The sequence below is a fragment of the Anabaena sp. CCY 9910 genome (assembly GCF_963920875.1).
Lineage (GTDB): Bacteria > Cyanobacteriota > Cyanobacteriia > Cyanobacteriales > Nostocaceae > Trichormus > Trichormus variabilis.
This window is the reverse complement of sequence record NZ_CAWUDJ010000021.1, coordinates 58,596-84,388: the sequence shown is the minus strand read 5'-3', so window position 1 is coordinate 84,388 and position 25,793 is coordinate 58,596. Positions and strand designations below refer to the sequence as shown.

Annotated in this window: 18 protein-coding genes; 12 read left to right on the top strand and 6 right to left on the bottom strand. The window is 42.0% G+C overall.

What is annotated here, in order from left to right; translation table 11 throughout:
* Positions 1-327 precede the first annotated feature (327 nt).
* The 3 genes from ACM5QX_RS16650 to ACM5QX_RS16640 all read left to right on the top strand — a co-directional run bounded on the left by ACM5QX_RS16650 (position 328) and on the right by ACM5QX_RS16640 (position 4,700).
* Positions 328-1,791 (top strand): MBOAT family O-acyltransferase, encoded by a 1,464-nt coding sequence (locus ACM5QX_RS16650; RefSeq protein ID WP_414754514.1) that lies wholly within the window; start codon positions 328-330, stop codon positions 1,789-1,791.
* An 8-nt stretch (positions 1,792-1,799) separates the two neighbouring features.
* Entirely contained in the window at positions 1,800-2,741 is a 942-nt protein-coding gene (locus ACM5QX_RS16645) for a hypothetical protein (protein ID WP_414754513.1), read from the top strand.
* Positions 2,742-2,891: 150 nt separating this feature from the next.
* Positions 2,892-4,700: a hypothetical protein gene (locus tag ACM5QX_RS16640; protein WP_414754512.1), complete on the top strand. Its 1,809-nt coding sequence runs from the start codon at positions 2,892-2,894 to the stop codon at positions 4,698-4,700.
* A gap of 251 nt (positions 4,701-4,951) precedes the next feature.
* Here the strand turns inward: ACM5QX_RS16640 and pgsA are convergent, their stop codons facing one another.
* Positions 4,952-5,470 (bottom strand): CDP-diacylglycerol--glycerol-3-phosphate 3-phosphatidyltransferase, encoded by a 519-nt coding sequence (gene pgsA / locus ACM5QX_RS16635; protein ID WP_414754511.1) that lies wholly within the window; start codon positions 5,468-5,470, stop codon positions 4,952-4,954.
* 173 nt (positions 5,471-5,643) lie between these two features.
* On the opposite strand from pgsA, the gene ACM5QX_RS16630 reads away from it, so the two are divergent.
* The 6 genes from ACM5QX_RS16630 to ACM5QX_RS16605 all read left to right on the top strand — a co-directional run bounded on the left by ACM5QX_RS16630 (position 5,644) and on the right by ACM5QX_RS16605 (position 10,602).
* Complete coding sequence (locus ACM5QX_RS16630) at positions 5,644-6,804, top strand: DUF58 domain-containing protein (RefSeq protein ID WP_414754510.1); 1,161 nt, start codon at positions 5,644-5,646, stop codon at positions 6,802-6,804.
* A gap of 220 nt (positions 6,805-7,024) precedes the next feature.
* Positions 7,025-7,390, top strand: coding sequence for a ferredoxin thioredoxin reductase catalytic beta subunit (locus ACM5QX_RS16625; RefSeq protein ID WP_011318454.1), 366 nt, complete (start codon positions 7,025-7,027; stop codon positions 7,388-7,390).
* Positions 7,387-7,779, top strand: coding sequence for a DUF309 domain-containing protein (locus tag ACM5QX_RS16620; RefSeq protein ID WP_414754509.1), 393 nt, complete (start codon positions 7,387-7,389; stop codon positions 7,777-7,779). The genes ACM5QX_RS16625 and ACM5QX_RS16620 overlap by 4 nt, the downstream gene beginning before the upstream one ends.
* A gap of 289 nt (positions 7,780-8,068) precedes the next feature.
* Positions 8,069-8,566 (top strand): LptA/OstA family protein, encoded by a 498-nt coding sequence (locus ACM5QX_RS16615; protein ID WP_414754508.1) that lies wholly within the window; start codon positions 8,069-8,071, stop codon positions 8,564-8,566.
* Between the two features lie 28 nt (positions 8,567-8,594).
* A complete protein-coding gene (lptB, locus tag ACM5QX_RS16610) occupies positions 8,595-9,323 on the top strand; it encodes an LPS export ABC transporter ATP-binding protein (protein WP_414754507.1) in 729 nt (242 codons plus the stop codon).
* A gap of 163 nt (positions 9,324-9,486) precedes the next feature.
* Positions 9,487-10,602: an LptF/LptG family permease gene (locus ACM5QX_RS16605; RefSeq protein WP_414754543.1), complete on the top strand. Its 1,116-nt coding sequence runs from the start codon at positions 9,487-9,489 to the stop codon at positions 10,600-10,602.
* 404 nt (positions 10,603-11,006) lie between these two features.
* Here ACM5QX_RS16605 and ACM5QX_RS16600 read toward each other — a convergent pair whose 3' ends face one another.
* From ACM5QX_RS16600 to ACM5QX_RS16585, 4 genes are all read right to left on the bottom strand, one after another.
* Entirely contained in the window at positions 11,007-13,409 is a 2,403-nt protein-coding gene (locus ACM5QX_RS16600) for a beta strand repeat-containing protein (protein ID WP_414754506.1), read from the bottom strand.
* A gap of 254 nt (positions 13,410-13,663) precedes the next feature.
* Entirely contained in the window at positions 13,664-14,359 is a 696-nt protein-coding gene (locus tag ACM5QX_RS16595; protein WP_414754505.1) for an AMIN domain-containing protein, read from the bottom strand.
* Between the two features lie 96 nt (positions 14,360-14,455).
* Positions 14,456-14,938: a hypothetical protein gene (locus tag ACM5QX_RS16590; RefSeq protein ID WP_414754504.1), complete on the bottom strand. Its 483-nt coding sequence runs from the start codon at positions 14,936-14,938 to the stop codon at positions 14,456-14,458.
* A gap of 4 nt (positions 14,939-14,942) precedes the next feature.
* Positions 14,943-17,114 (bottom strand): cation:proton antiporter, encoded by a 2,172-nt coding sequence (locus ACM5QX_RS16585; RefSeq protein WP_414754503.1) that lies wholly within the window; start codon positions 17,112-17,114, stop codon positions 14,943-14,945.
* A 770-nt stretch (positions 17,115-17,884) separates the two neighbouring features.
* Here ACM5QX_RS16585 and ACM5QX_RS16580 point away from each other — a divergent pair.
* The gene (locus tag ACM5QX_RS16580) at positions 17,885-19,459 is read left to right on the top strand and encodes a mechanosensitive ion channel family protein (RefSeq protein ID WP_414754542.1); all 1,575 of its coding nucleotides are present in this window, start codon (positions 17,885-17,887) and stop codon (positions 19,457-19,459) included.
* Between the two features lie 2 nt (positions 19,460-19,461).
* On the opposite strand, the gene ACM5QX_RS16575 is transcribed toward ACM5QX_RS16580, so the two are convergent.
* Positions 19,462-20,127 (bottom strand): phytochelatin synthase family protein, encoded by a 666-nt coding sequence (locus ACM5QX_RS16575; RefSeq protein WP_414754502.1) that lies wholly within the window; start codon positions 20,125-20,127, stop codon positions 19,462-19,464.
* Positions 20,128-20,685: 558 nt separating this feature from the next.
* On the opposite strand from ACM5QX_RS16575, the gene ACM5QX_RS16570 reads away from it, so the two are divergent.
* Entirely contained in the window at positions 20,686-22,527 is a 1,842-nt protein-coding gene (locus tag ACM5QX_RS16570) for a response regulator (RefSeq protein WP_414754501.1), read from the top strand.
* A gap of 17 nt (positions 22,528-22,544) precedes the next feature.
* A complete protein-coding gene (locus tag ACM5QX_RS16565; protein ID WP_414754500.1) occupies positions 22,545-25,628 on the top strand; it encodes a PAS domain S-box protein in 3,084 nt (1,027 codons plus the stop codon).
* Positions 25,629-25,793 lie beyond the last annotated feature (165 nt).

Below are 25,793 nucleotides of genomic sequence, written 5' to 3'. Positions count from 1 at the left end.
GTAATTCGTATTACCCTACGGCAAGGCTAACGCCTACGTAATTCGTATATAGGAATCCGGTTTGATTTCTGAAAAATTTTTAGTATCTGTAGGGTGGGCATTGCCCACCAAAACCATGAGCCTGTGGGTAATGCCCAACGCCACTTGCTCCAGGCCGGGAAACCCTTTCAGCAGTTACTCCACTTGGGGAAACCCCAAGACCGTACTGCTTCACCAACGCAGTGGCTCCCCTACGTATATTTCAAAAATCAAGTATGAATCCTATATTACAGGCTCAACTACGAATTACGAATTAGTAATGATCAATTATTCATGGGGGGATGTTAATTGAATTTCTCAGAGTTTTCCTTCTGGTGGGTGCTGTTGCTGTTTAGCATCCCTTACTTTACAGTCCGGTATGTTGCTAAGTCATTGAACCTGTGGAAAGGTTCCTTTGATGCCATCGGCTTGGCGGCAATGTCTTTGCTGTTGTTTGTCAACGCTTCTCGTTCTAGCTTTGCCATTTTTGTTTGTGAAATCATCTTCAACTACGTCATGGTGTGGTTGATGTTACGTCAACAAGGATGGAAAGCTAAAGCGATCGCCACAACTGTCATAGTTATAGATATTGTCATCCTGGCTTATTTCAAGTACCTCAACTTTTTTGTCGAAGACGTTTTAGGGTTGTTAGTACCAGGATTAGCCGCCAATTGGCAATCAAAGAGTATTCCCGGTATGGGTTCCATCCCCCCAGGCTTATCTTTTTACACCTTCCAGATGGTGGCGTTTGTTGTTGACTCTTACACCAGCCGCAAAAAACGGGCTATTGGCGCATTAGATTATGTTAATTTCGTCTCCTTCTTCCCCCAAGTAGTAGCAGGCCCCATCGAACGCCGGGGTGATTTGTTTCCCCAAATTGAGTCATTCCGCTTTAAATTTACATACGACAACTTTGAAACAGGCTTTCGCTGGTTGTCTTTAGGACTATTTATGAAATTTGTCCTAGCAGATAATATTTCACCTTATATCAAATTAGACCAAGCCCAAAACCCTTGGCTAGTATGGTTCTTTGCCTTCTTATTTACATTACAAATTTACTTTGACTTTGGTGGATACAGTTTTATTGCTCTGGGTTTAGCAAAATTTTTAGGTATTAACTTAACTATTAACTTTTTGGCTCCTTACACATCCCAAAGTATTAACGAGTTTTGGCGCAGATGGCACGTCACTCTCAGCACTTGGTTTCGGGATTATGTTTTCTTACCTCTCATGGGTAAGAACAAACAGTGGGCCCCTTTTTATCTATTTCTCACCTTCACCCTTTCGGGATTCTGGCACGGAGCCGCCTGGAACTTTGTCTTCTGGGGTGCCTACCACGGGCTATTGTTATTAATTATACGTTACGCCGGACGACCTTTTTACAAACTTGTGGGACAGCAACGGTTCCTCATGCCCCAGTTTATTTCCTGGGCATTAACCTTTGGTTCAGTAATCTTGGGATGTCTGTTTTTCATGGAAACCAAGACACCAAGACTATTAGAGAAGTTGCAAACAATCCTCAATCCTTGGACATATTCCCTAGCCAATCTTGGCGAAGCCATGAGTTTCTTCAGTGGTAACGAAGCGATCGCACTAGGATTTACTCTAGTATTAGCCACGGCTGTATTGCTCCTGGAACACATCGGAGTCTGGCAACAACGGGCGTGTGAATATGACTTGTTACTCTCCCCCTGGGTTTCGCGGGCGCTGTTGGCTTTAACCGTCTTACTAGCTGCCAATACACCATCGCCCTTTATCTACTTTGAGTTCTAAGGAATTATATGGCTGCTCTGAAAAAATTTCTACAGCTTAACAGTTGGTTGGCGATCGCCGCTTTAGCTTGGGGTGTCGGTTACTTATACAATGCCCGTTATGGGGGCGAACTCAGTTGGCTACGCATCATGTATGAGCAGAAAAAAGCGATCGCAAGTCAAGTCCAAGCACCCCAAAGGATTTTGATTGTCGGGGGTTCTGGGGCGCACTACACCGTAGATGCCGGATTGATGCAGCAACAATTAGGCATCCCGGCTCTTAACATGGCAACAGATGGCCCCGTCGGCTTAGATGTTATTCTCCCCAGCGTTGCAGACAGCATTAAAAAAGGGGATATTGTCGTACTCATACCAGAGTATCTCATCTTAAATGATAAAGATGGCTTTGGCGATCGCTCTGGTCAGTTTGGTGTAGCCATTGGTAAGCCAGGACTTGGGGGTGTTCCTGCCAAACAACTAGCCCAAGATATCATGTTGCTTGGTGTTCCCACGTTGAAAGCTGTCACCAAGTCATCTGTAGATTTAGTAGAAAAAGGCCGCTTCACTGGTTATTACTCCGACCCCATCACTGCTAATGGAGACCCCACAGTGATGAAACAGCGCCTCAAGTCAGCTTGGTGGCAACTAAAAATAAAAGATTCTGTTTCTCCCCACGCTTTACGACGTATTCGCCAGTTTAAAAAAGAAGTCGAAGCCAAAGGCGCAACCTTAGTTCTTGGTCTTTCATGGATTTACGCCAGTCCTGATACCGAAACCCTCAGTAACATCAGCAAAACTGCGGAGAAACTAGGTGAAATTTCCCCTGTACTCTACGACAAACAAACCTTGAACGTAAAAACCGATTCGAGTTTGTTTGCCGACACCCACTATCACCTCAATCCTCCAGGTCGCCGCACCCGCACCACAGAGTTAGTAGAACAACTCAAAGCCCTGAAGATTATTCGTAATTAAGCCGCAGGCAGAGGTGCAGGGGAGACAACAGGCGCAATTAATAGCATCTCTAACAATTGTACAGACGCGATTAATCCCATCTCTGACAATTGTACAGACGCGATTAATCGCGTCTCTGACCAATAACTCTTAACTCCACACTTTATAATTATGGCTGCAAATGAAGGAATATCTAGAAACATATTGACAAAAAAGCTAGATGATGTGTTTGGGCTGGATTTGCGATCGCTAGCGGCTTTTCGCATCGGTATCTCATTAATTCTTCTGACTGATTTGGGCATCCGTTTCAGCGACTACATTGCCCACTACACCGATGCAGGCGTTATGCCCCGCGCCTTACTGGCAGACATCAGCAAACCTTGGCACTGGTCACTCCATGCCATTAGTGGCGAACCCGTCTTCCAAACGGTGTTGTTTGGCATTGCGGCTGTGATGGCGCTTTTAATGCTAGTGGGATATCGCACGCGGATTGCCACCATTGCCTCCTGGGTTTTGCTTATCTCCCTCCACAACCGGAACCCGGCACTGATTTTTGCCGCCGATGATGTGTTGCGTGCGCTGATGTTTTGGGCAATGTTTCTACCTCTGGGCGCTAGTTACTCCATTGAAAGCGCTTTGAATACTAATACTCGCAAGTTACCAGAAAGGATAGTTTCTGGGGCTACTTTTGCCTTAATTTGCCAGCAGTGCTTTATTTATATATTCTCCGCCGCCTTCAAAACCAAAAGCCCAGTCTGGGTTGATGGTAGTGCTGTTTACTATTCTCTCAGTTTTGACCAATACACCACCCCTCTAGGCCACTTCCTGCTCAACTTTCCACCACTATTAACCCTGTTTACCTACGTTACCTTGGTGCTGGAATGGGTAGGGCCTTTACTGCTGTTTATTCCCTTCCGTAACAGCTTCTTTCGGATGTGTGCTGTTACTACCTTCATCTTTCTGCACGCGGGATTTGGCTTAACTTTGAACTTGGGGATTTTCCCATTCTTAAGCATCTTCAGTTGGTTAGCTTTCCTCCCCAGTTCCTTTTGGAATGGTCTGCACAAGCGCCTACAAACACCAGAACGCCAAGGCTTAACGATTTACTTCGATGCCGATTGTGGTTTTTGTAAAAAAGTAGTACATCTTTTACGGACACTCTTGATTTTGCCAGGAACGCCGTTACTCATGGCGCAAGAATACCCAGATATCCATACTGATATGCAAACCTACAATTCCTGGGTAGTGGAAGATTGGCAGGGAAACCGACATTTCAAATTTGAGGGAATAGCCTACATCGTTAGTCTCTCCCCCATATTCCGCTTTCTGCTTCCCCTACTCGCATGGAAACCAGTCATGGCAGTAGGTACAAAATTTTATGAAATAATTGCTTCTAACCGCAAAATTGCAGGTAATTTCACCAAACCCTTTAAATTTAAACCAATACAGATACGCTCATCACGGATTCTGAATATTTTGGCGCTGCTATTGCTGTTGTACACTTTCGTCTGGAATATCAGTAGTTACTCCCCTGATGCCTTCAAGCGCAAAGTTTGGCAAAGTACAGAATTTATCGGCCGGGCTACACGCCTAGACCAATCTTGGAGTATCTTTGCACCCGCACCCCCCAGAGATGACGGTTGGCACGTAATTCCAGGTCGTTTGCAAGATGGAACTGAGGTGGATATTTTCCGGGGAGGAAGTCCATTAACTTGGGATAAACCAGACTTGGGCTTACGAAGTGCCATTTACCAAAATATGCAATGGCGTACATATTTTATTAATTTGAATCGGGCGATCGGTAAAAAGCTCTACCCATTCTACGGAAAATATCTGTGCCGTGCTTGGAATGCTCAACATACCGATGGTCAAAGTCTCAAAAGTTTTGATATTTACTTTATGAGTGAGCGTACTGTACCGCCAGGTGAACAGCAAAATGTTGAGAAAAAACGGACTTGGCAACAGTCTTGTTCTCAATAGTTGATTAATTATCTAATTGGTAATATCGGAATCCGATTTGATTTCTGAAAAATTCTCAGTATCTGTAGGGTGGGCATTGCCCACCAAAACCATGAGCCGGTGGGCAATGCCCACCCTACGTGTATTTCAAAAATCTAGTATGAGTCCTATAGCTAATTGGTAATTGGTAATGGGTTTTTCCGATTACTGATTACTAATTACCAACTCTACTGATATTCTCACTGTTCAAACGAACCTACAAAAATTATACGCTAGGAAGCCTGACTGACTTTTTGCGGCCAAAGGTAAATTCCCCCAGAGATTAATGTCAAAGCGACGGAAAGCCAAAATGCAATTAAAGACGGTAGTTGCCAATCTGATGATAAAGGTGCAATTAACAGGGCGATCGCTACTATCTGACTTACAGTTTTCAACTTACCCCAAATATTCGCTCCTGTAATGGTCGTTTGATTAACTCGCCAACCAGCGATCGCCAACTCCCGCGCTAAAATCAAAAACACTCCCCAAGCCGGAATTTTCCCCAACTCCACCAAAACCAATAACGGCGCTAATACTAAAAATTTATCCACCAATGGATCAAGAAATTTACCCAAATCACTAACTTGATTAAGCTTGCGCGCTAAATAACCATCTAACCAATCAGTCAAAGCAGCAACTAAAAAAATTGCCACACATACCCACCTAGCCTGTGATGTAGAGTCGTACAAACCATACAACAGAAATGGCACACCAAGAAGGCGAGAGAAGGTAATCCAGTTGGGTAAAGTCATGAATTTGGGTGAGGAAGTTTTTATTTATTAGTCCATAGTCCATAGTCAATAGTCAATAGTCAGTAGTCAGTGGTCAGTAGTCCATAGTTCTAGGACTATTTACACCCCTATACCCTTATACCCCTCTGCTTCCCTATTCCCCATTTTCATCAGTATTAGGTTAAAAAAGAAACATGAAAATCCTTAAACCTATTACTGACTGGTTAGAAATCCGTGCTAGCGCCCCTGCGTACACCGGCTGGGTACTAGTGGGAGTTGCTGTTTGTTTTTTTGGTGCAGCGATTAATACAATGGCTGGCTGGTTGTATGCCATTAGCGGCGTGAGTTTTGCATTATTGGGGATTGCAGCTGTTTTACCACCGCGATCGCTCACAGGTCTATCTGTAACTCGCTATCCTATCCAACCTGTATCAGCTGGGGATGACTTAACTTTAGAATTGGAGATCCACAATCCCACTAAGCAATCCGTAAGTTTGTTGCAAATTGAGGATCTATTACCATTTGTTTTAGGTAAACCCATCAAACAAGGAGTGGAAACAATTGCTAGTCAAGATAGTTACCGTTGGGTACACTACCAACCTACCCAGAACCGGGGCATCTATCGCTGGCATACCGTAGAATTGGGAACGGGTGCGCCTTTAGGATTGTTTTGGTGTCGTCGTCAGCGTCAGTGTGATGCTACAGCCATCGTATATCCGACGGTATTACCTTTAACTAGCTGTCCTTTAGTTGATGAATTGGGACAAGAAGAGAGCCAAAGGAGCGAATATCGTGGTCAACCATTGCAGACAGCCTCATCTGGATTAGTGCGATCGCTCCGTCCCTATCGTATTGGCGACCCCACCCGGTTGATTCACTGGCGGACTAGCGCCCGTTATGGAGAATTACGGGTACGGGAGTTAGAAATGGTGACCAGTGGACAGGAGATTATTATCGCACTAGATAGTGCTGGTAATTGGTCAGCAGAAAATTTTGAACAAGCAGTAATTACCGCAGCATCTTTGTACTTTTACGCACAGCGTCAACAATTGCAAGTGCAAATTTGGACTGCATCGACAGGGTTAATCAAAGGAGAACGTCTCGTTTTGGAAACACTAGCAGCAACCAAATTTCTAGAAGAAGCTACCAATTGCGAACCACTAAACTCACCTTGGATTTGGTTAACCCAAAACTCTCTTAATCTTTCTAGTCTACCTCAAGGTAGTCGGTGGGTCTTATGGCAAGACATATCATCTCTCAAAGAACAAGTAGTAATTAACAAAGATTACCCAGGCATCATTCTAGAGCAAGAAAAGCCCCTCCAACTCCAGTTACAACAGCCCTTACATTCATGATGAAATTGTATTTTAACGATTTAAAATTTCAATGAATGCTGACAATTGAAATATCTTTCATGCCTAGCAGTTCTTTGATCCCATCCCTTCTCCCCATAGCCATGTTTGAAAAATATAAATCATATCCCAAAAATAAACTTAGGGAAAAATCCCCAGCAATACTCTACTGAGGCTGAGGTACAATGCAAAGAAATATTTAAATAATCAGCCGCCGATCCCCATGATTTCATCAGAAGCTAACACAAAATCCAGCGATAAAAGTCTAGAGGCGATGCGCCATTTTTCAGAACAATATGCCAAACGCACTGGCACTTTCTTCTGTTCTGAACCATCTGTGACCGCAGTCGTGATTGAAGGATTAGCCAAGCATAAAGACGAATTAGGCGCGCCTTTGTGTCCTTGTCGCCACTACGAAGACAAAGAAGCTGAAGTAAAAGCTACATACTGGAACTGTCCTTGCGTACCGATGAGAGAACGTAAGGAATGCCATTGTATGCTATTCCTCACACCGGAGAGCGACTTTGTTGGCGAAAAACAAGAAATTTCGCTGGAAACTATTAAAGAAGTACGAGACAGTATGGCATGAGTGAAACCATGCCCACAGAGTTTTGGCAAGGTGTAGAACAATTTAACGCTGGACAGTTCTACGCCTGTCATGACACCTTAGAGGCTTTATGGATTGAAGCCAGCGAACCAGAAAAAACCTTCTATCAAGGTATCTTACAAATTGCTGTGGGTCTTTATCATTTGGGCAATTGCAACTGGCGAGGAGCGGTAATTTTGCTTGGGGAAGGCAGCAATCGCCTGCGACGTTACCCTTCAGTTTATGGCAATATTAACGTAGATGAATTACTAAACCAGAGCGTGGGCTTGTTAAAAACACTACAAGAACTGGGTGCAGACAAGATAAACGCTAGCAATCTCAGTGAAAGCCTCGCCCTGTCATTACCGACAATTACGGTAACAAATAATTAGTTAATCAAATGATAGTAATAAAAATTTGGGGAACGAAAAACTTCTTCTTCCCTAATTTTTTATGTGTGCGAAGAGACAACAGACGCAACGAATCTCTATTGTAATGGAGCTATATTGTACAGACGCGATGAATCGCGTCTCTGAATATCGACGAAACTTTAAACTTTAGCGTAGCGTCAAGATTTCAGCTAGCGACTATCTCATGCTACTCCTGATAGGAGATTATATTTTAGGAGAAAGTACTTGAGATAATTAGTATACAAGCCAGAATCCCCAATATTAAATTCCTATGATGCCCTGCTATAAATTACCTCTGTCGAAAATTCGCCGTCTGGGATTAGCTTTGCTACTACCTGTGACTTTATTAGGTACGGTAGCCTTGCCTAACCAATTATCGAGCGTTACAGCACAAACACCAGGGGGAAATCGCCCGCTTACGATTCGCTCTGATATTCAAGAATACGATGCAAAAAATCAAGTGATCACGGCTCGTGGTAATGTGCAGATGTTGTATCCTGCTCGTCAAATTCAGGCGACATCTGCTCAAGCACAATATTTCAGTAAGGAACGCCGCATTGATTTTAGTGGCAATGTCTATATTTTGCAGCAAGGTGGCAATAGTATCCGCGCAGAAAAGGTAACATATTTGATTGATGAAGGTCGATTTGTGGCCTTACCCCAATCTAATCGCCAGGTAGAATCCATTTATATGGTGGATGATGCAGAGCAAGGTAGCCAATCTAACGCGCCGGCTCCCGCAACACCAGCATTACGACGTTCCAATTAGCATCAACCAACAAGACAGCACAGGCATAGTGAAAATTGTTTTAGAAAATATTCACAAGTCTTACGGCAAGAGAGTAATTGTCAATCGCGTTAATCTTTCTGTCGCTCAGGGTGAAATCGTTGGTTTACTAGGCCCCAATGGAGCTGGCAAAACGACGACGTTCTACATTGCTACAGGTTTAGAAAAACCCAATCAGGGGCGAGTTTGGCTAGATAGTTTAGATATTACTGGCTTACCTATGCACAAAAGGGCAAGATTGGGCATTGGCTATTTAGCTCAGGAAGCCAGCGTTTTTCGCCAACTTTCTGTACAAGATAATATTCTGTTGGTGTTTGAGCAAACCAATGTGCCTCGTTGGGAGTGGTCAAAGCGATTAAACACTCTACTACGGGAGTTCCGCTTAGAAAAAGTTGCCAGAAGTAAAGGTATTCAACTATCTGGAGGAGAAAGACGGCGGACGGAATTAGCCAGGGCTTTAGCGGCTGGGGGAGAAGGGCCAAAATTTTTATTTTTGGATGAACCCTTTGCTGGTGTTGACCCGATCGCAGTCTTTGAGATTCAACAAATTGTCGCACAATTACGCGATCGCGGCATGGGAATCTTAATTACAGACCATAATGTTAGAGAAACCTTAGCCATCACCGACCGCGCCTATATCCTCCGTGAAGGGCAAATTCTGGCCTACGGCAATGCTGATGAACTGTACAATAATCCCCTTGTCCGTCAATATTACTTAGGTGATAATTTCCAGGTTTAGTCAAGCATTGGGAACTCTCAAGAGGCAGGGGAGCAAGGGGAATAAGAAAACTATGAGCAACTGAAAACTGACAACTAACCACTGACAACTGACCAATTAAATTATGGTAGCCAAGAAACTCTCGTCTTTTTACAGCTTTCATTCGCTGCTGCCTTTTACAATTATGGATCGCTACTTGACTAGCGAATTGCTGCCGACATTTTTATTTGGTGTTGGGGCTTTTTCATCCATTGGTGTGACGATTGACGCTGTATTTGAGTTAGTCAGAAGAGTTGTAGAGTCTGGACTACCCGTGAGTATTGCGGTGCAGGTTTTCTTATTAAAACTGCCTAATTTCATCGTGTTGGCTTTCCCCATGTCTACGCTGTTGGCGACTTTGATGACTTATAGTCGTCTATCGAGCGAAAGTGAGTTGATTGCTTTGCGTGGTTGTGGGGTGAGTGTCTATCGCATGGTGATGACGGCGGTAATGTTGAGTTTTGTCGTCACAGGGTTGACATTTTTATTTAACGAGCAAATTGCCCCAGCAGCAAATTACCAAGCAACTCTCACTTTAGACAAAGCCCTGAAATCAGATAAGCCCAAACTCAAACAACAGAATATTTTTTACCCTGAATATCGGGACATACAAGAAAAAGATGGGACAAAGAACAGAATATTAACCCGCCTGTTTTATGCCGACCAGTTTGACGGAAAACAGATGAAAGGGTTAACTATCATCGACCGTTCAACAGATGGTTTAAATCAAATTGTCGTCGCCGAATCTGCTGAGTGGAACGGCGCACAAAGCATCTGGGATTTTTATAACGGTACCATTTATTTAGTAGCACCCGATCGCTCTTATCGTAATATTCTCCGGTTTGAGAAGCAACAACTCAAACTACCCCGTACACCCTTAAGCTTGGCAGAACAAAGCCGCGATTATGGGGAAATGAATATTGCCCAAGCTTTAGACCAGCTAAATATTGAACGCCTTGGTGGCGATCGCCAAAAAATTCGTAAACTGGAAGTAAGAATCCAACAAAAATTTGCTTTGCCTTTTGTCTGTGTAGTATTTGGTTTGGTAGGTGCAGCTATGGGAACCATACCCCAGCGCACAGGCAAAGGCACTAGTTTTGGTATTAGTGTCATAGTAATTTTCTCTTACTACTTACTGGGTTTTATCACTGGCGCTTTAGGACAAGCTGGGATCTTTTCTCCCTTTATCGGCGCGTGGCTACCAAACTTTATTGGACTAGGAGTAGGCATATTCTTATTAGTGCGGGTTGCTCAACGCTAAACTAACGAGAATTTGAGAGATTGACAACCCCTCTCCAAACCTTACAATCACATAAGCATTGCCTAAGCCTGCCGACATTATCGCCAATGTTTTTGGTCTCCTGAATAGTCCTTACCATCACACACTGCAAATTCTTCACGTCGCTTCTCTGGGAGACGCTACGTGTTAAGCTTTGGCGCAGCCTCCCCGACAGGAGAAGCTATGCCGCAGGCTTTACGCTCCGAATTCAAAATTACGCCTGATGTTGATTAGACGAGTTACTGGTTCTATTGTGGTTTTGACACTGGTTCAAAATTCTAGATTTTGAACCAATAACCAGAGTTTCACAATTTAATTAACATTAGACGTAAGTTTTTTATAGACACTGGAGAGGGGAGAAAGAAACTACCTCTCGGTTTGTGATGTTAGGCCGCGACTAAACGCAAGTTGTAGAGAGTATCACCACTAAATCTGTCAACTGATACATAGTAAATTCCAGGTGTCAAGCTTCTGGTAAAGAAGTCAGGACTGGTACCAGCATTAGAGGAACCAACAATAAATGTACCCGCACTATCTAATAGGCTAATATCCGCATCTGCTGTTAATCCACTGAGATTCACACTTAAAGTGCTGGTATTACCTATAGTAAAACGATAGAGATCGCGCAGGTCTGTGGATGTCACATCGTCATTGAACGTTCTACTACCATTGAGTTCACCAAAGTTCAGCGCAGTGGCAAGAGTATTACCAGCAAAGTCTGGTTGGGTAGCAGACAGATTCAATCTGTAAGACGTATCTCCAAATCTCAGGATTCTAGCAAAGTAAAGACCACCAGCTAAGTTATTCAGAGTAACTTGGTCGGCAGCATTACCACTAAGACGTGAAGAACCAATGACTGTGCCAGCACTATTCAGTATTTCAATATCAGCATCAGCAGCTAGATTGTCTAGCCGAGCAGTCAGGTTGCTATTAGGCCCAACAGTAAATTGATAGAAGTCATTAGTATCAGCGCCATTTACGAAATCTATAAACTCCTGACGACCGTTCAAGTTTCCAAGATTACGAGCTGCACCAGTACTGTTGCCTGCAACATCGGGTAAGCTACCGTTGATACTCAGATTATAGGCAGTGTTAGCACCATTAAAGGAGTTAACCCGCACAACATACTCAGTGCCGTTGGCTCTCACTTCAGCAGCAGTCAGAGTAATCGTATCTTCAGTAGTACCAGAGTTGGAGGAACTTCTCACAAGAGTAGTACCATCGGCTCTCAATAGCTGCAAGTCAGCATCAGCGCTTAGCCCATTTAAGACGATGTTGAGTCCACTATTGGGGTTGATGGTAAAGCGATAGTAATCGTTACTGTTTGTGCTGGATACTCTGTCGCGGAAGAATGATTGAACACCAACAGGGCCAATGTTACGGGCTGTGCCAGGAGTATTGCCAGCAAGGTCAACTGTGGGGACTAGGTTGGAAGATAAACTCAGGTTGTAGAGAGTGCTAGCATTATTAAAGGAGCTAACCTGGGCAAAGTAGGTTCCTGCTAATAAAAATGTGTTGATAGATTCAGCAATGGTACCAAGACCAAGAGAACTAGCAATGACGGTACCAACACTATTTAACAAGCGCAAATCTGCATCTGCTGTTAACCCATTTAGTGTCAAATTAACGGTGCTGCCACCGGTCAAATCAAACCTGTAGAAATCGTTAGTATCTCCGGGTCTCACCTCGTCATTAAATACTCTGGTGCCATTGAGTGTGCCGAAGTTGAGAGCAGTTCCAGTAGTATTACCAGCAAAGTCTGGTTGGGTAGCAAACAGATTTAATCTGTAAGAAGTATCTCCACTGGATTGCAATACTCTAGCAAAGTAAAGACCACCAGCTAAATTATTCAGGGTAACTTGGTCGGCTGCTGTGCCTCCAGCAGATGAAGAACCAATAACTGTGCCAGTAGCATTTAATATTTGTAGGTTAGCATTGGCAGCTAGATTATCTAATCGTGCAGTCAAGTTGCTATTAGGCCCAACAGTAAATCGATAGAAGTCGTTAGTATCAGCGCTATTGACGAAATCTATAAACTCCTGAGTACCGTTCAAGTTTCCAAGATCGCGAGCAGTAGCAGTGCTATTGCCGGCTAAGTCTGGTAGACTACCGTTTATGGTCAGATTGTAGGCAGTGTTGCCACTAAACTGATTCACTCGCACGAAATAAGTAGTGCCGTTGGCTCTGACTTCAGACGCACTCAAGCTAATTGAGTCTGCGATAGTGCCACCGTTGCTAGAACTTCTGATGACTGTACCACTAGCGTTGAGCAGGCTTAAATCAGCATCAGCCGCTAAGTTATCTAATGTGATGCTGAGGCTGCTGTTAGGATTAATAGCCAAGCGGTAGAAATCAGTTGTGTCAGAGCTGGTTACCGCATCTTGGAAAAATGATTGAACACCAACAGGTCCAATATCACGCGCTGCGGCGGTGCTGTTACCAGCAAAATCAAAAGGTGAAGCCGAAAGATTGAGATTATAAGAGGTGTTACCCGAAAACTGGAAAACCCGGATAGCGTAGTTGCCTGTGTTCAGGGTTTGGGTGATGGATTCAGACAAGCTACCACCATTACTAGAACTAGTAATCAATCCACCAGTGCTATCGAGCAACTGCACATCAGCATCTGCTGATAGACCATTCAGAGTTAGATTGAAGCTACTACGAGATCCCAGGTTAAAGGTGAAGAAATCATTAGTATCCGTAGTTCCGACAAAATCTGAGATGGTTTGTGAGTTAAGAATGCGTCCTAGATTTGTGGCTTGAGCTAGCGTATTGTTGGGTTCTGCCATTCGTACTTATAGATTTAACAGTAATTTTACCCAAATATTTTGGGTATGGGCAGAATCAATATACCACGTAAGTAGAAACCACATACTACAAGTATATTAGAAATTTTTACAATTTTTAATATACTTGTAGAGCAATATTTTTAGATATTATTTTTGTAAGGCGATCGCTTTGTATAACTACTTAATTGGTCATCGGTAATGGTAAGCAATCATTACCTGCGAGCTATTACCCATGACCAACTAGAACTATATGGTCAGTTAGGGAACTTAGGTAAAGGTTGACCAAACTCAATCACTGGATAGTTAGGTAGGGTAGGGACTGGAGGATTAGAAGAATTAGCGTTGTTAAAATTGCTGGATTTTGGCGTGGGATTATTGGAGTTGAGGGGCGGTACACTGACAAACGGTTGCTGTTGCAGACCAGTTATGGGAGGCAGGGTACTAGGTAATTGTACATAAGAAGGGGTTGTTGGTTGTTGATTTTTGGCTGACTGTTGGAAGTTGCTTGATTGTTTAGCCACTTTGACAATTGCGGGACGTAAAACCCAGCGAGTAGGGTTTTGTCGAGTAGCAGGTTGTAGTTGTACTTTGTTTGCATCTACGGTAGACCCTGGGGCTAAATCTAAGACAATGCGAGTAACATTAGCGCTTAATTGTGAAACACGGACTCTTTGAACTGAACCGGTGTAATTTTGTTGTGTAGAAACCTTGCCTAATTGAGTATCAGGAATATCTACAACTAGTCTTGGCGGTTCATTTAAATAAAAGTACTGTGGTGTTTTACTAGATGAAAGGGTTATTTCTAGCTTTTTTGTTTCTGGGTAAAAGCGCCAATTATTCAGTTTTGCCATCTGTACCTGAGCCGCAATACTACTACTGGTGACTAAAGTCATGGCGGTACACAAACTAGCGCCAAATAATTGTTTGCACCCCTGGATGTTGTTACTCATAATTGCCTTAGACATCACTATTTATCCCTTGTATGTTCAGCCATCAGGCCGGGAAATCATTGATCACCCATTGATTCTGAGACATTATTTGCTATGCTAATGGCTACGAGAATTTTCCGGTCTGACCTGGGCTGCTTCAGGTGTAGCATTAAATTCTAAAGTTTGCGAGATGTCACTGATAATTAATTGCCCTTGCAGATTACCTTTATCCGTCAGTTGCATTTGCATTTTCACTGATTGCGGTACAGTTATATTACAGAGTGTAGGTTGGTCAATTTTTCCGGCTAAACTCATTTGTTGATTTTTCCAAATACCAGACATGGCAAGAGGTTTGGCTTCTCCTGCTGAGAATAGTGCAGCGTTTAAGTAAATGCCCGACTGTTGAATGTTGAGCATCATGGGTGCTGATTTTTCGCAGTTAAGAACGTTATTTTTCCAGGTAAGACGATAACTATTGTTGAGGACTGGAGAAGCTTGGAGGTTCTTTTCTCCATAAAGAGTAACAATTTTAAACAAAATGAGAACTGAAGTAATCGCTACACCATAAAATACTAAGGATTTCGAGTTGAAATGATTCATGGTTTCAGTTCCTAACTGTGGGTTCTTGATGGATAACTTCAGGTAATACGGAAGTTAGGTGAGATGCTAGTTGACTGTAGCGACGGGTAATTAGTAGAGAAGAACGGCATTGAATGGCTAGTTCGTCGGTGTATCTGCCAAGGGTTTGACGTTCAATACCCCAGGCGCGGCTAGTACCGGCAATTGTTAAGTCTACAGTTTCCGACGCTGCTACTACTGCTTGTATTGGCTCTGGTGCTTGGATAATGGTAATTTGGATGCGATCGCTTACACTCTGAGGTAATTGTTCAATCATGGCGTGTAGCTCGTAGCTCAATTCATCTTGAATGTGCTGTTGGGGAATTACTTGTAATATCTGCAATGTGCAAGTATCACGATTGATTAATAATCTCAACGCCAGGGTCAGTGCTAGATCATCATGAATATTTGCCGAGTAGGGAACTAATATACTTTCTAGTCTCTCGCCTCCCTTATCCACAAATACGGCTACATCCACAGGTGCAGTGCCGAGAATTTGCCCGACTCTTCCACCCAAGCGATTGTTACTAAAAGCTGGGCGGTGCCATCCCACGATAATTAAATCAGCAGACTCATTTTTGGCAATCTGTGCAGTTTCTCTGGCAACATTGCTGGATATTCGCACAATGGGATGAACAAAAGATTGCGTTGCCGGCTCTAAAGTACTAATTAACTCTTCTAGCTTTTGGCGACGTTGGGCAATTAAGCGGTTAGCTTCCGTCGGGGTACTTTCAAAACCATAGTCTTCTTCTAATTCAATCAAACTCAAGGGGTTAACGATTGCTGGTTGTCGGTAATTTAGGGCAATGGCGACGGCTAATTGCAGCAAGCCTTTTTGGGTGCTGGGATTGGCTACAGGGACTAAAATTCGGTAAGGATAAGCTGTGACATCTAAACTTGTTTCTGTTTCTGCTTCTGCCTCAACTACATCTAATTTGATCAACTTTTTGGGGTAAGTCCACTCTAGTAATGGCGAAGTCATAAATGTGGTTACCAAAGCCATAATTACCAGCATGGTAAACAGTAAGGGCGAAATGACACCCAATTCCAAACCGATATTCAGGACGATTAACTCAGTTAAACCGCGAGTGTTCATCAACCAACCCAGGGCTGATGCTTCCCTTTTATGAATGCCACTAACACGAGCTGCTGTATAAGTACCAATATACTTGCCGGCGATCGCCACCAGTAAAACTGCTGCACACAATAACCAAAGTTCGGGGCGGTTCAACAAACCAATCTGTGTCCGCAAACCACTATAGGCAAAAAACACTGGCAGTAGAAATATTAAAACAAAATCTTCGGTTTTAATGGCTAATTCTCGGACTAAATCTGCATCCTTGGGCATAGCTGCACCTAATAAAAATGCTCCGAAAATTAGGTGAATGCCAATCAGTTCGGTAATCAATGCAGAAGCAACTACGGCTACATAAATCCCCGCCAGGACAAATTGGCTCAACCTGCCGGCGCGACGGTAGTGAACAACCAAACGTTTGAGGAACCAACGCCCCACCGTCAGCATAAAGCCAATATAAACGGCACTTTCGATAATTGTGGGGAATGCTCCAATAATATTACCAGTACGAGCAACGGCGATCGCCACTGCTAATAAACACCAGGCGGTGACATCATCCACTGCGGCACAAGTTAAAGCTAATGTTCCCAAACGTGTACCTTGCAAATTATTTTCTGTGATAATTCGCGCTAATACGGGAAAAGCTGTAATCGACATAGCCGCACCTAAAAATAAGGCAAAGGCAGTAAAAGAAACACCAGCGTTGGAAACTAAAGGATAAAGCAGTAATGCCAACACTGTTCCCAAGGAAAACGGTACTAAAATGCTGACATGAGAAGTTAACACAGCTACTTCTAACTGACCACTCAAATATTTAGGATTGAGTTCTAACCCAATCAAAAACATGAAGAATATTAGTCCTATCTGAGATAAAACATTGAGAAAAGGAAGAGTCTCTGGTGGGAATAAAGTAGCCGCTACATCAGGGGCTAATAAACCAAATAATGACGGGCCGAGCATAATTCCCGCCACGATCTCACCAATTACTAAAGGTTGCTTGATTGATTTGAATCCCAAGCCTACCAGCCGCGACAATCCAATCACAATCAACACCTCAACCAGAACAAGAATAACTGTGTGCATAGTTTCCTCAACAGTGAATACCTTGTTTCTCTAAGATAATTCTTCAAGTGAGTGGAAAATGTCAACCTTACCTAGCACATTTTGAGTTAATTCATCTTGATTACTGATAATATTATTCAACTATAAATACTGAATGATTTTGCTCTTAATTCCTGAATAATTGGCAATATTTTCTACGTAAATTAAACACATTAATCTATTTTATAACGGCATATTTTACGTAATTCCTCTAGAAGAGAATGTTTATTTTTGATAAGATATTAAATTTTAAGTTCCACTTAATTTTTTGAGTTGCTAACTTCAAGTTAAAAACTTGGTATAAAAAGAGCTATCAGTATTAAATTAAATTAGGAATAATGAGTATATTTTATACTTAATCAACGATTGATACACATAAATTATTAATTATCTTGATTATCTTAACTGTCTTAACTATCCTTGCAATCTGATGAGAATTCTGAGACCTTAAGAATCGACAAATGCAGTCTTATGCCTTTCAAACAATTGGGAGAGTATATTTATAGTTTTAATCTTCCTGGTGATCGCTTATTATGCCGTAACCACTTTATATAAAAACTTTTGTGAATAACCACACTTCAGCTAAACACGACAAAGTTAAGCTTGCTTTAGTAGATCAAAGCTTGTTTATTAAGTAAAAGATGCAATGCTAATAAGTTCCAAGACAAAACATACATAAAATGTGAATTTTTTAATTAAAAATCAAGTTATTTTAGCTGGACATCTGTCATTAAGAATTGGTACTAAAAATGATGAATATACTAATTATCCTGGGTGAAGTCATATTTTTAATAGTATTTTTCTTCCTCATCAACTGGTCAATTGGCATTATACTCAAACGAGTTACTAAATCTTCTTGGCTTCAAGGTAAAACTGCAAGTATCACTTTTTTGCATCGGAGTATTAGCAGAATATTATTTTTGCTTTCTGTGGTGCTATGTCTGGTGCTGATTGCTATTAATGGAATGGTGATTTATCGTGGTGGAAATGTTCAGGAATTCCAGCTTAATTTGATTCGTAGCCTGCCTGATAAATTCTGGATCAATGTCTTCACGGCTAGCTGGAAAACTGTGAGTTTGCTAATGTTGGTTAAATTTAGCATACCACCTTTAAGTCGGGGGATAAATCGGGTTTGCAATTACGCTAAGAAGATCGATCAAATTAAAGCTAATGATGAAAGTGTTGAGTCTTTCTTCAAAACCTTAAAAAGGATTATTATTCATAGTATATGGCTATCATCTGCCATCCTATGTGCTAAATTTGTTTACCTCCCAGAAGTAGTTTCCAACTATATTTACCTTATTTTAAAAATATACATTACTGTTACGATTGGTTTGCTCATCGTTAAGGCTGTTGCTACTATCGTTGATACTCTCGATGCCCTGAGTCTGAAATATTCTAGCTCTGATAATTTACTGAACTTATACGAACGTTTACGTCATCTCATACCTCTTTTAAAAAAGTGTTTGGAATATGTTTTGTATGTTGGTATAGTAAATCTCGTTGTTCCAGAAATAGAACCGATTGCTTGGATAAGTTCTTTTACTCCTACAATTGTGCAGATTATTGGAGTTTTCTTTATTAGTAATGTTTTGATTGAAGTCGTTTACTTCATTCTTGATGAGTTTTATATCAAAACTACAGATGCGAATGATTCACAGCGACAGAAGCGGCTGACGCTGATTCCCTTAATACGGAGTTTTGCTAAATATTTTGTCTACTTTACTGGCGGAGTGACTATACTAAAGCTCATTGGTATTGACCCTGCGCCTATCTTAGCAGGTGCAGGAATTGTGGGTATCGCAGTTGGTTTGGGAGCGCAAAACCTGATTAATGATGTTGTTTGTGGATTTTTGATTTTGTTTGAAAATTATTACTTGGTAGGTGATTATGTTGAAGCTGGGAAAATGGAAGAGAGAAGCGTTGAGGGTGTTGTAGAGGCAATTGAATTACGAACCACTCATATCCGCCATCCTGATGGTCAATTACAGATTATTCGTAATGGAGATATTGGATCAATTATCAATTTCTCCAAGCAGTATATATATGCAAGAGTGGAAGTGAGCGTTTCATATAACTCTAATTTAGATCATGTATATAGTGTGGTTAAGAAGGTAGGACAGCAGCTAAAGGTACATGAACAAGATGTTATAGAACCAACTCGCGTAGCTGGAATAGAACATTTTGGTGAGAATAATATATTACTGTTGACGCTGACAAAAGTTAAGCCTGGAAAACATTTGCATATACAGCGTGTTCTCCGCAAGATATTAAAGGATACTTTTAGTCAAGAAGAAATTGAAATTTGCGGTTTTTCTAAAAATTGATATTATCCGTTTTCAGAATGGAGAGCGTTCAAGGCGACTTCTGCTGGATGAACGACTGGATTACCTGAGAGATTGGCTTTTTCCTGTCTGCGAAGTACAATCATGCCACGAGCGCGATTGGATGCGGAGTCTTTATCTACACAAGCTGTATATAGACGCTGAATTGGGCATTTCCAAAATCTGGTATACCGTTTGGGATTGGTATCTGCAATGGTGATTTCTTGAGTCTGTGGATGATAATCTGCTAATAATGAGAAGTGACCACCTTCTAAGCTGGGATTTTCATGGGCAATACGAGTATTAAAGTTAAGGATGTGGACATCAGTTTCATCACAAACGGCAATTTCAACTTCGCGGATGAATGCTTCGAGGGTCATACTAGGTTTATCAAAATGCTCTACGCGAATTGATAATGGTAATCCCTTTCTTTCTAAATAAGTTCGACAGGTGTCGTAAGTTTCTGCTAATGTCATGCCATCATCTAAAACTGATGCGATCGGCAGTTGGGTGGTGTAGAAAATATCATCAACGGTTGTCAAATATCCTAATGCAGTGCAGGCATAGGCAATTGCTGTGACGTTGCAACAGTAGATGGGTTGCTGAAATTGATGTAGTTGAATAATTTCCAAATCTCGTTTAGAAATTTGAGATAAGTTATCAAAATCCATTTTTTGTCTTCTTAGATATGTGTATCTACTAACTAGGGATATGTAGGATGAATATTTAATTTTTGCAATACAAGTGGGGTGAGCAATGCCACCCTACTAATACTTGATGTTTGCATTGCCTATTTAGAAAACAGATTACAGCTTCAGAAATAATCTCAGCACCAACAAAGTTTTCATTCACATATATTCATTAAAAATCTTAACTTTGTTATACTTAGGATCTCCTTATTTTGTTGTTTATACAAGGTTGGATTATCTCAGCTTTATAGTATAAATTCAAGGACAGTTAAGACAGTTAAGAAAATTGTTTGGCTATAGATGGGGTGATTGTGCGATCGCCTGAAATACATAGAGACACTTAACTGTCTTTTTATTATTTGGGCTTGCTTGATCAAGCAAATAGATATATATTATGGAATATTTGCTAAAATCTGCTGAATCAAGTCATAGCCAAACAATTACAAAGCACTTTTCTTGTGTGGGCTTAAATCCTTAAAGATTCAGCATTTGTTCGTGTACTGAGTCATATCAATTCTTGGTGAGTAAATAGTACAAGTTGTGAAAATTCTGCTGGTAGAGGACGATGTAACAACGGCGACCTTACTGAGTGAGGTTCTCACGGCTGAGTACTATACAGTTGAACTGGCAACAGATGGGCAAAATGGGTTAACCCTGGCGACTTTATCAAATTTTGACTTGATATTGTTGGATCTGCTGATTCCCAAACTTGATGGTATCAACCTTTGTCGGCAACTCCGCGCTCAGGGCATTCAAAAACCGATTCTTTTACTTACAGCCAAAGATCAGAGTGCTGATGTTGTCAAAGGATTAGATGCAGGTGCAGATGATTATGTTACCAAACCCTACGATATCTCAGAACTGCTGGCGCGGATACGAGCATTGCTACGTCGAGGTAAGACGGAATTAATACCAAACTTGCTGAGTTGGGAAAATCTTGATGTTAATGTTATCTCCGCAGAAGTTACCTACAAAGGACAGCCTATATCTTTAAGCCCTAAGGAATATAGCCTGCTAGGGTTATTTTTACGTAACCCCCAGCGTATCTTTAGCCGTAGTGAGATTATCGATCGCCTGTGGTCAATTGATGCTACACCAAGTGAAGGAGCTGTCACTAATTTGATTAAAGATTTGCGACAAAAGCTCAAGATGGTGGGGATGTCTGCCGAACTACTGGAAACCGTTTATGGCTTGGGTTATCGACTCAAGATGCCACCGCAAACTCAAGACGGCGAAGAAAGTCAAAAGACAGATGGACTGCGAAAAACCAAAAATCACACAGCAATTGCTGCCATAAATAAAACCATAGAACGCTACAAAGATACCTTTGCCCAACGAGTAACGTTGCTAGAGCGAGCCGAACAAGCCCTGCATACAGAACAATTGCTGCCCGAACTAAGGCAACAAGCCAGTAACGAAGCACACAAATTAGCAGGGACGTTGGGATCTTTTGGTTACGAAACAGGTTCAAAGTTGGCGCGAGCAATTGAGCATCTACTAATCAGGGACAAAAATTTAGCGTTAGAAGATGCTGTGCAACTGTCGGAACTGATTGGACAACTTAAAGAAGCACTCAGTCAATCGCCTATTTCCTTCACCGTCGAACAACTTGAGCCAGTACCACTCCCTTTAGTGCTGGTTATCAATGATGAATCTTTTGCCAATCAACTGAAAATAGAAGCTGCTGTTTGGGGAGTGCGGATAGAAGTAGCCCTCAATTGGGAGAGCTATCAACAAAGTTTTTCTCAGTTTCCCAAGGTAATTTTGCTCAAGATCAATGGGCAGAAATCGAGTCAAAAAAGTCTAAAATTATTGCAGCAACTCAAACAACAGTTTCCTAATACGCCAATTCTTGTCATAGCAGAGCAAGATGATCTGATGCAGCGAGTAGCTGTTGCGCGTTTGGGAGTGCAGCGTTTTCTCACCAAACCCACCAATAATGAGGTATTCCAGATAATTACCCAAATGTTAGCTCAATTCCAAGGTAGTCAAGGAAAGGTGATGGTTATCGACGATGATCCGGTGATGTTGGATATATTGAGCAATTTACTCCAACCTTGGGGACTGGTGGTAAAGACCTTGCAAAATCCGCAGAAATTTTGGGAGACATTAATTACTACAAATCCTGACTTATTAATGATCGATTTAGAAATGCCAACATATAGTGGAATTGATTTGTGCCGTGTAGTAAGACAAGATCCTCATTGGGGAAATGTGCCTATTTTAGTAGTTACCGTCCACACAGACATCAAGTCCATTCAACAGGTGTTTGCCGCAGGGGCAGATGATTTTATTGGTAAGCCTGTAGTCGGGACAGAATTAATAACTCGTGTCATTAACCGCATTAATCGTTCTCGTTTACAGCAAAAACTCACAACCTAAAACTGGAGGATGCAAAGGTGAGGCTCTCCAATCTTTTTAGGAAAAGGTCAGCTAACAACGAAAAGCTGAAAATTTCCTTACAACTTATCCTCACCGTTCCCTTTGTGCTGTTAGTAGGGGGAACAACAGGTTTAGTCAGTTATGTATCATGGCAAAATTCGCAAAATTCAGTCAATAGCTTGGCATATCAGTTGATGAATGAGATGAGCGATCGCATTCATTTATATTTAAGTAATTATTTAAAGACTCCACAATTAATTAACCGTCTCAATGTTCAAGCCAGCACACTCCAACATATAGATATTACCAACCCTCAAAGTTTAGAACGCTATTTTTTTGCTCAGGTTCAAGAATTTGCTTCTCTGAGAGTCCATTTTATCAATCCTCAAGGGGGGCTGATTGGAGCCGGCAACGATGAACGGGGTATTACCATTTCCTCGACCAAAGATTTTAGGAAAGGGGAGCTTGATGTATACAGCGTAGATAGTCAAAGGAAACGGCAAAAATTATTAGTTCATCAGCACAACTATGATGGTACTCAAAGACCTTTCTATCAACAGGCGCTCTCTACAGGCGAACCAACGTGGACATCGGTTTATTTATATGTACCAGCTTCCAGAGGTTTAGGAATTGCTGCTAGCTACCCGCTTTATAACCAAAGACAACAACTTTTGGGGGTTTTCACCAGCGATGTAGACCTTGTGAGCATTAGTAAGTTCCTCCAGCAATTGCGGGTGGGGATTCACGGACAGGTATTTATTATGGAGCGTTCAGGATTGATGGTTGCGTCTTCCAGCCCTGAAAAACCATTCTTGACAGGTATGGGTGGGACACAAAAACAACGGCTCCAGGTGATAGAAAGTAAGCAACCCCTAATTCGTTTAGCGGGTGAGCATTTGCGATCGCACTTTGGTAACTTAACTCAAATTCAGACTGCAAAGCAACTCACATTTGACATCAAAGGCAAAAAGCAATTCCTCCTCGTCATCCCCTACAGCGACCAATTAGGACTTGACTGGTTGATTGTGACAGTTGTCCCAGCCTCAGACTTTACCGCAGAAATTGATGCCAATACACGCCTAACAATAATTTTTACTATTGGGGCTTTAGCCGGAGCGATCGCTTTAGGATTATTTTTGACCCAATTTATTATCCGATCAATGGAACAATTGGGTCAAACTAGCTTGGCGCTCTACAACGAGCTGCACTTACGCAAAATTGCCGAATTAGAACTGCGACGGCAAAAAGACTTGTGTGAAAGCATTTATCATGAATCGGCTGATGCTCTGTTCTTGGTAGATCCGCAAACACTATTAATTGCTGACTGTAATCGTCGAGCAGTAGAACTATTTGCAGTTAACAGTAAAACTGAGCTAATTGGTATTAAAATTAACACTCTGCAACTGCAACCATTTACCTCAGACGAACTGGCACAAATCACCACCCAAATCCAGCAAAAAGGTGTTTGGAACGCGGAAATTCAATACCTGACGCGCAAAGGAAATTTGTTTTGGGGCAACCTCGCAGCCAAGGAAGTGACGATGGTCTGCGACCGACCGTCGGTTATCACTAACCAAGTGGTTTATCTAGTACGAGTAACAGATATTACTGAGCGCAAGCGAGCCGAAACCGCCCTGCTACAAAGTGAAGCTCGCTTTCAAAAAATTGCCGCCGCCTCTCCGGCACAGATTTATATTTTGGCTTATTACCCAGATATAAATCAAATGCGTTATGAATATATCAGTTCCGGGGTGCGAGAAATTCAAGAATTAGAACCCCATCAGGTTTTAGCAGATCCTCTACTGACTTATCAACAAGTTCATCCTGATGATCTCGCTCTCTATAATCAGCTAACAACTCGTAGCCTCAAAACCCTCAAACCCTTTGCTCATGAATGGCGAATTATTACACCCTCTGGCAAAGTCAAGTGGGTACGCGCCAACTCCCGGCCAGAACGTCGCTCCAATGGTGAAATTGCTTGGTACGGAGTGGTATTAGATATTACTGACCTCAAACAAGCCGAGGCCGCTTTGCGTGAGAGTGAAGAGAGATTTCGCCACGCGTTTTATGATGCTCCCATTGGTATGGCGTTGTTAGGGTTGGAGGATCAACAATGGTTGCAAACCAATCCCATGCTCAGGGAAATGTTGGGCTATTCTGAGTTGGAATTTTTCAACTTTCAGGCATTTGAGATCATTCACCCAGAAGATATTCATCGACTAGAAAACTGCATCACACAAGTTTTGAGTAATCAGAATCCCAGAGTTCAGGTAGAGTTGCGTTACCTGTGTAATGGAGGACGCATTGCTTGGGGACTAACAAGCTTGTCCCTGGTGCGAGATTGCCAGAATCAACCGTTGTATTATGTGCTGCAAATCCAAGATATTACCGAACAACAAGCTATTGAACAGATAAAAAATGAGTTCATTTCTATCGTCAGTCATGAACTGCGTACCCCACTCACAGCCATTCAAGGATTTTTAGGACTGTTGAACACTGGTATATACGACAACAAATCACAAAAAGCCAAATGGATGATTCAACAAGCTTTAACAAATAGCGATCGCCTCGTGCGTTTGGTAAATGATATTTTGGATTTAGAGCGTTTGTCTTCTGGGCGAGTACAACTTGTCAAAGAAGTCTGCAATGCCGCAGATTTAATGCAACGAGCCGTAGAAGGAGTACAGTCAATCGCCCTAGCATCTGCCATCACAATTTCCCTTACTCCTACCACCGCTTGCGTTTGGGCTTCTCCCGACTTAATTATTCAAACCCTCATTAATTTATTGAGCAACGCCATCAAGTTTTCTCCTCATAACTCAGTGATTACTTTGTCTGCTCAACCCCAATCAAACTGGGTACTGTTTAAAGTCCAAGACCAAGGCAGAGGTATCCCTGCCAACAAACTAGAAACAATATTTGAACGTTTTCAGCAAGTGGACATTTCTGACGCTCGTGCTAAGGGTGGTACAGGTTTAGGTTTGGCAATTTGTCAAAGTATTATTCAACAGCATGATGGTAGTATTTGGGCAGAAAGTACCCTTGGTGAAGGCAGCACCTTTTATTTCACTTTGCCAATATCAGTAAGAGACTATTTATAAAGTAAATCTTAAGTAGGGTGTGTTACGGCTATGAAAGGATTCGGGACGGAAAGACAAGAAAATTTAGCCGTAACGCACCGCCTCACGGATGGTGCGTTAGGCGCGAGGATATTTATTTTGTGACCAATCATCTGGGAAATCAGCGCCTAACACACCCTACAGTAA

Excerpts from the sequence above, each read along its gene's own strand:
- ACM5QX_RS16645 (WP_414754513.1), top strand. The coding sequence starts at position 1,800 with ATGGCTGCTCTGAAAAAATTTCTACAGCTTAACAGTTGGTTGGCGATC.
- ACM5QX_RS16640 (WP_414754512.1), top strand. The coding sequence starts at position 2,892 with ATGGCTGCAAATGAAGGAATATCTAGAAACATATTGACAAAAAAGCTA.
- pgsA (WP_414754511.1), bottom strand. The coding sequence starts at position 5,470 with ATGACTTTACCCAACTGGATTACCTTCTCTCGCCTTCTTGGTGTGCCA.
- ACM5QX_RS16630 (WP_414754510.1), top strand. The coding sequence starts at position 5,644 with ATGAAAATCCTTAAACCTATTACTGACTGGTTAGAAATCCGTGCTAGC.
- ACM5QX_RS16625 (WP_011318454.1), top strand. The coding sequence starts at position 7,025 with ATGATTTCATCAGAAGCTAACACAAAATCCAGCGATAAAAGTCTAGAG.
- ACM5QX_RS16620 (WP_414754509.1), top strand. The coding sequence starts at position 7,387 with ATGAGTGAAACCATGCCCACAGAGTTTTGGCAAGGTGTAGAACAATTT.
- ACM5QX_RS16615 (WP_414754508.1), top strand. The coding sequence starts at position 8,069 with ATGATGCCCTGCTATAAATTACCTCTGTCGAAAATTCGCCGTCTGGGA.
- ACM5QX_RS16605 (WP_414754543.1), top strand. The coding sequence starts at position 9,487 with ATGGATCGCTACTTGACTAGCGAATTGCTGCCGACATTTTTATTTGGT.
- ACM5QX_RS16600 (WP_414754506.1), bottom strand. The coding sequence starts at position 13,409 with ATGGCAGAACCCAACAATACGCTAGCTCAAGCCACAAATCTAGGACGC.
- ACM5QX_RS16595 (WP_414754505.1), bottom strand. The coding sequence starts at position 14,359 with ATGAGTAACAACATCCAGGGGTGCAAACAATTATTTGGCGCTAGTTTG.
- ACM5QX_RS16590 (WP_414754504.1), bottom strand. The coding sequence starts at position 14,938 with ATGAATCATTTCAACTCGAAATCCTTAGTATTTTATGGTGTAGCGATT.
- ACM5QX_RS16585 (WP_414754503.1), bottom strand. The coding sequence starts at position 17,114 with ATGCACACAGTTATTCTTGTTCTGGTTGAGGTGTTGATTGTGATTGGA.
- ACM5QX_RS16580 (WP_414754542.1), top strand. The coding sequence starts at position 17,885 with ATGAATATACTAATTATCCTGGGTGAAGTCATATTTTTAATAGTATTT.
- ACM5QX_RS16575 (WP_414754502.1), bottom strand. The coding sequence starts at position 20,127 with ATGGATTTTGATAACTTATCTCAAATTTCTAAACGAGATTTGGAAATT.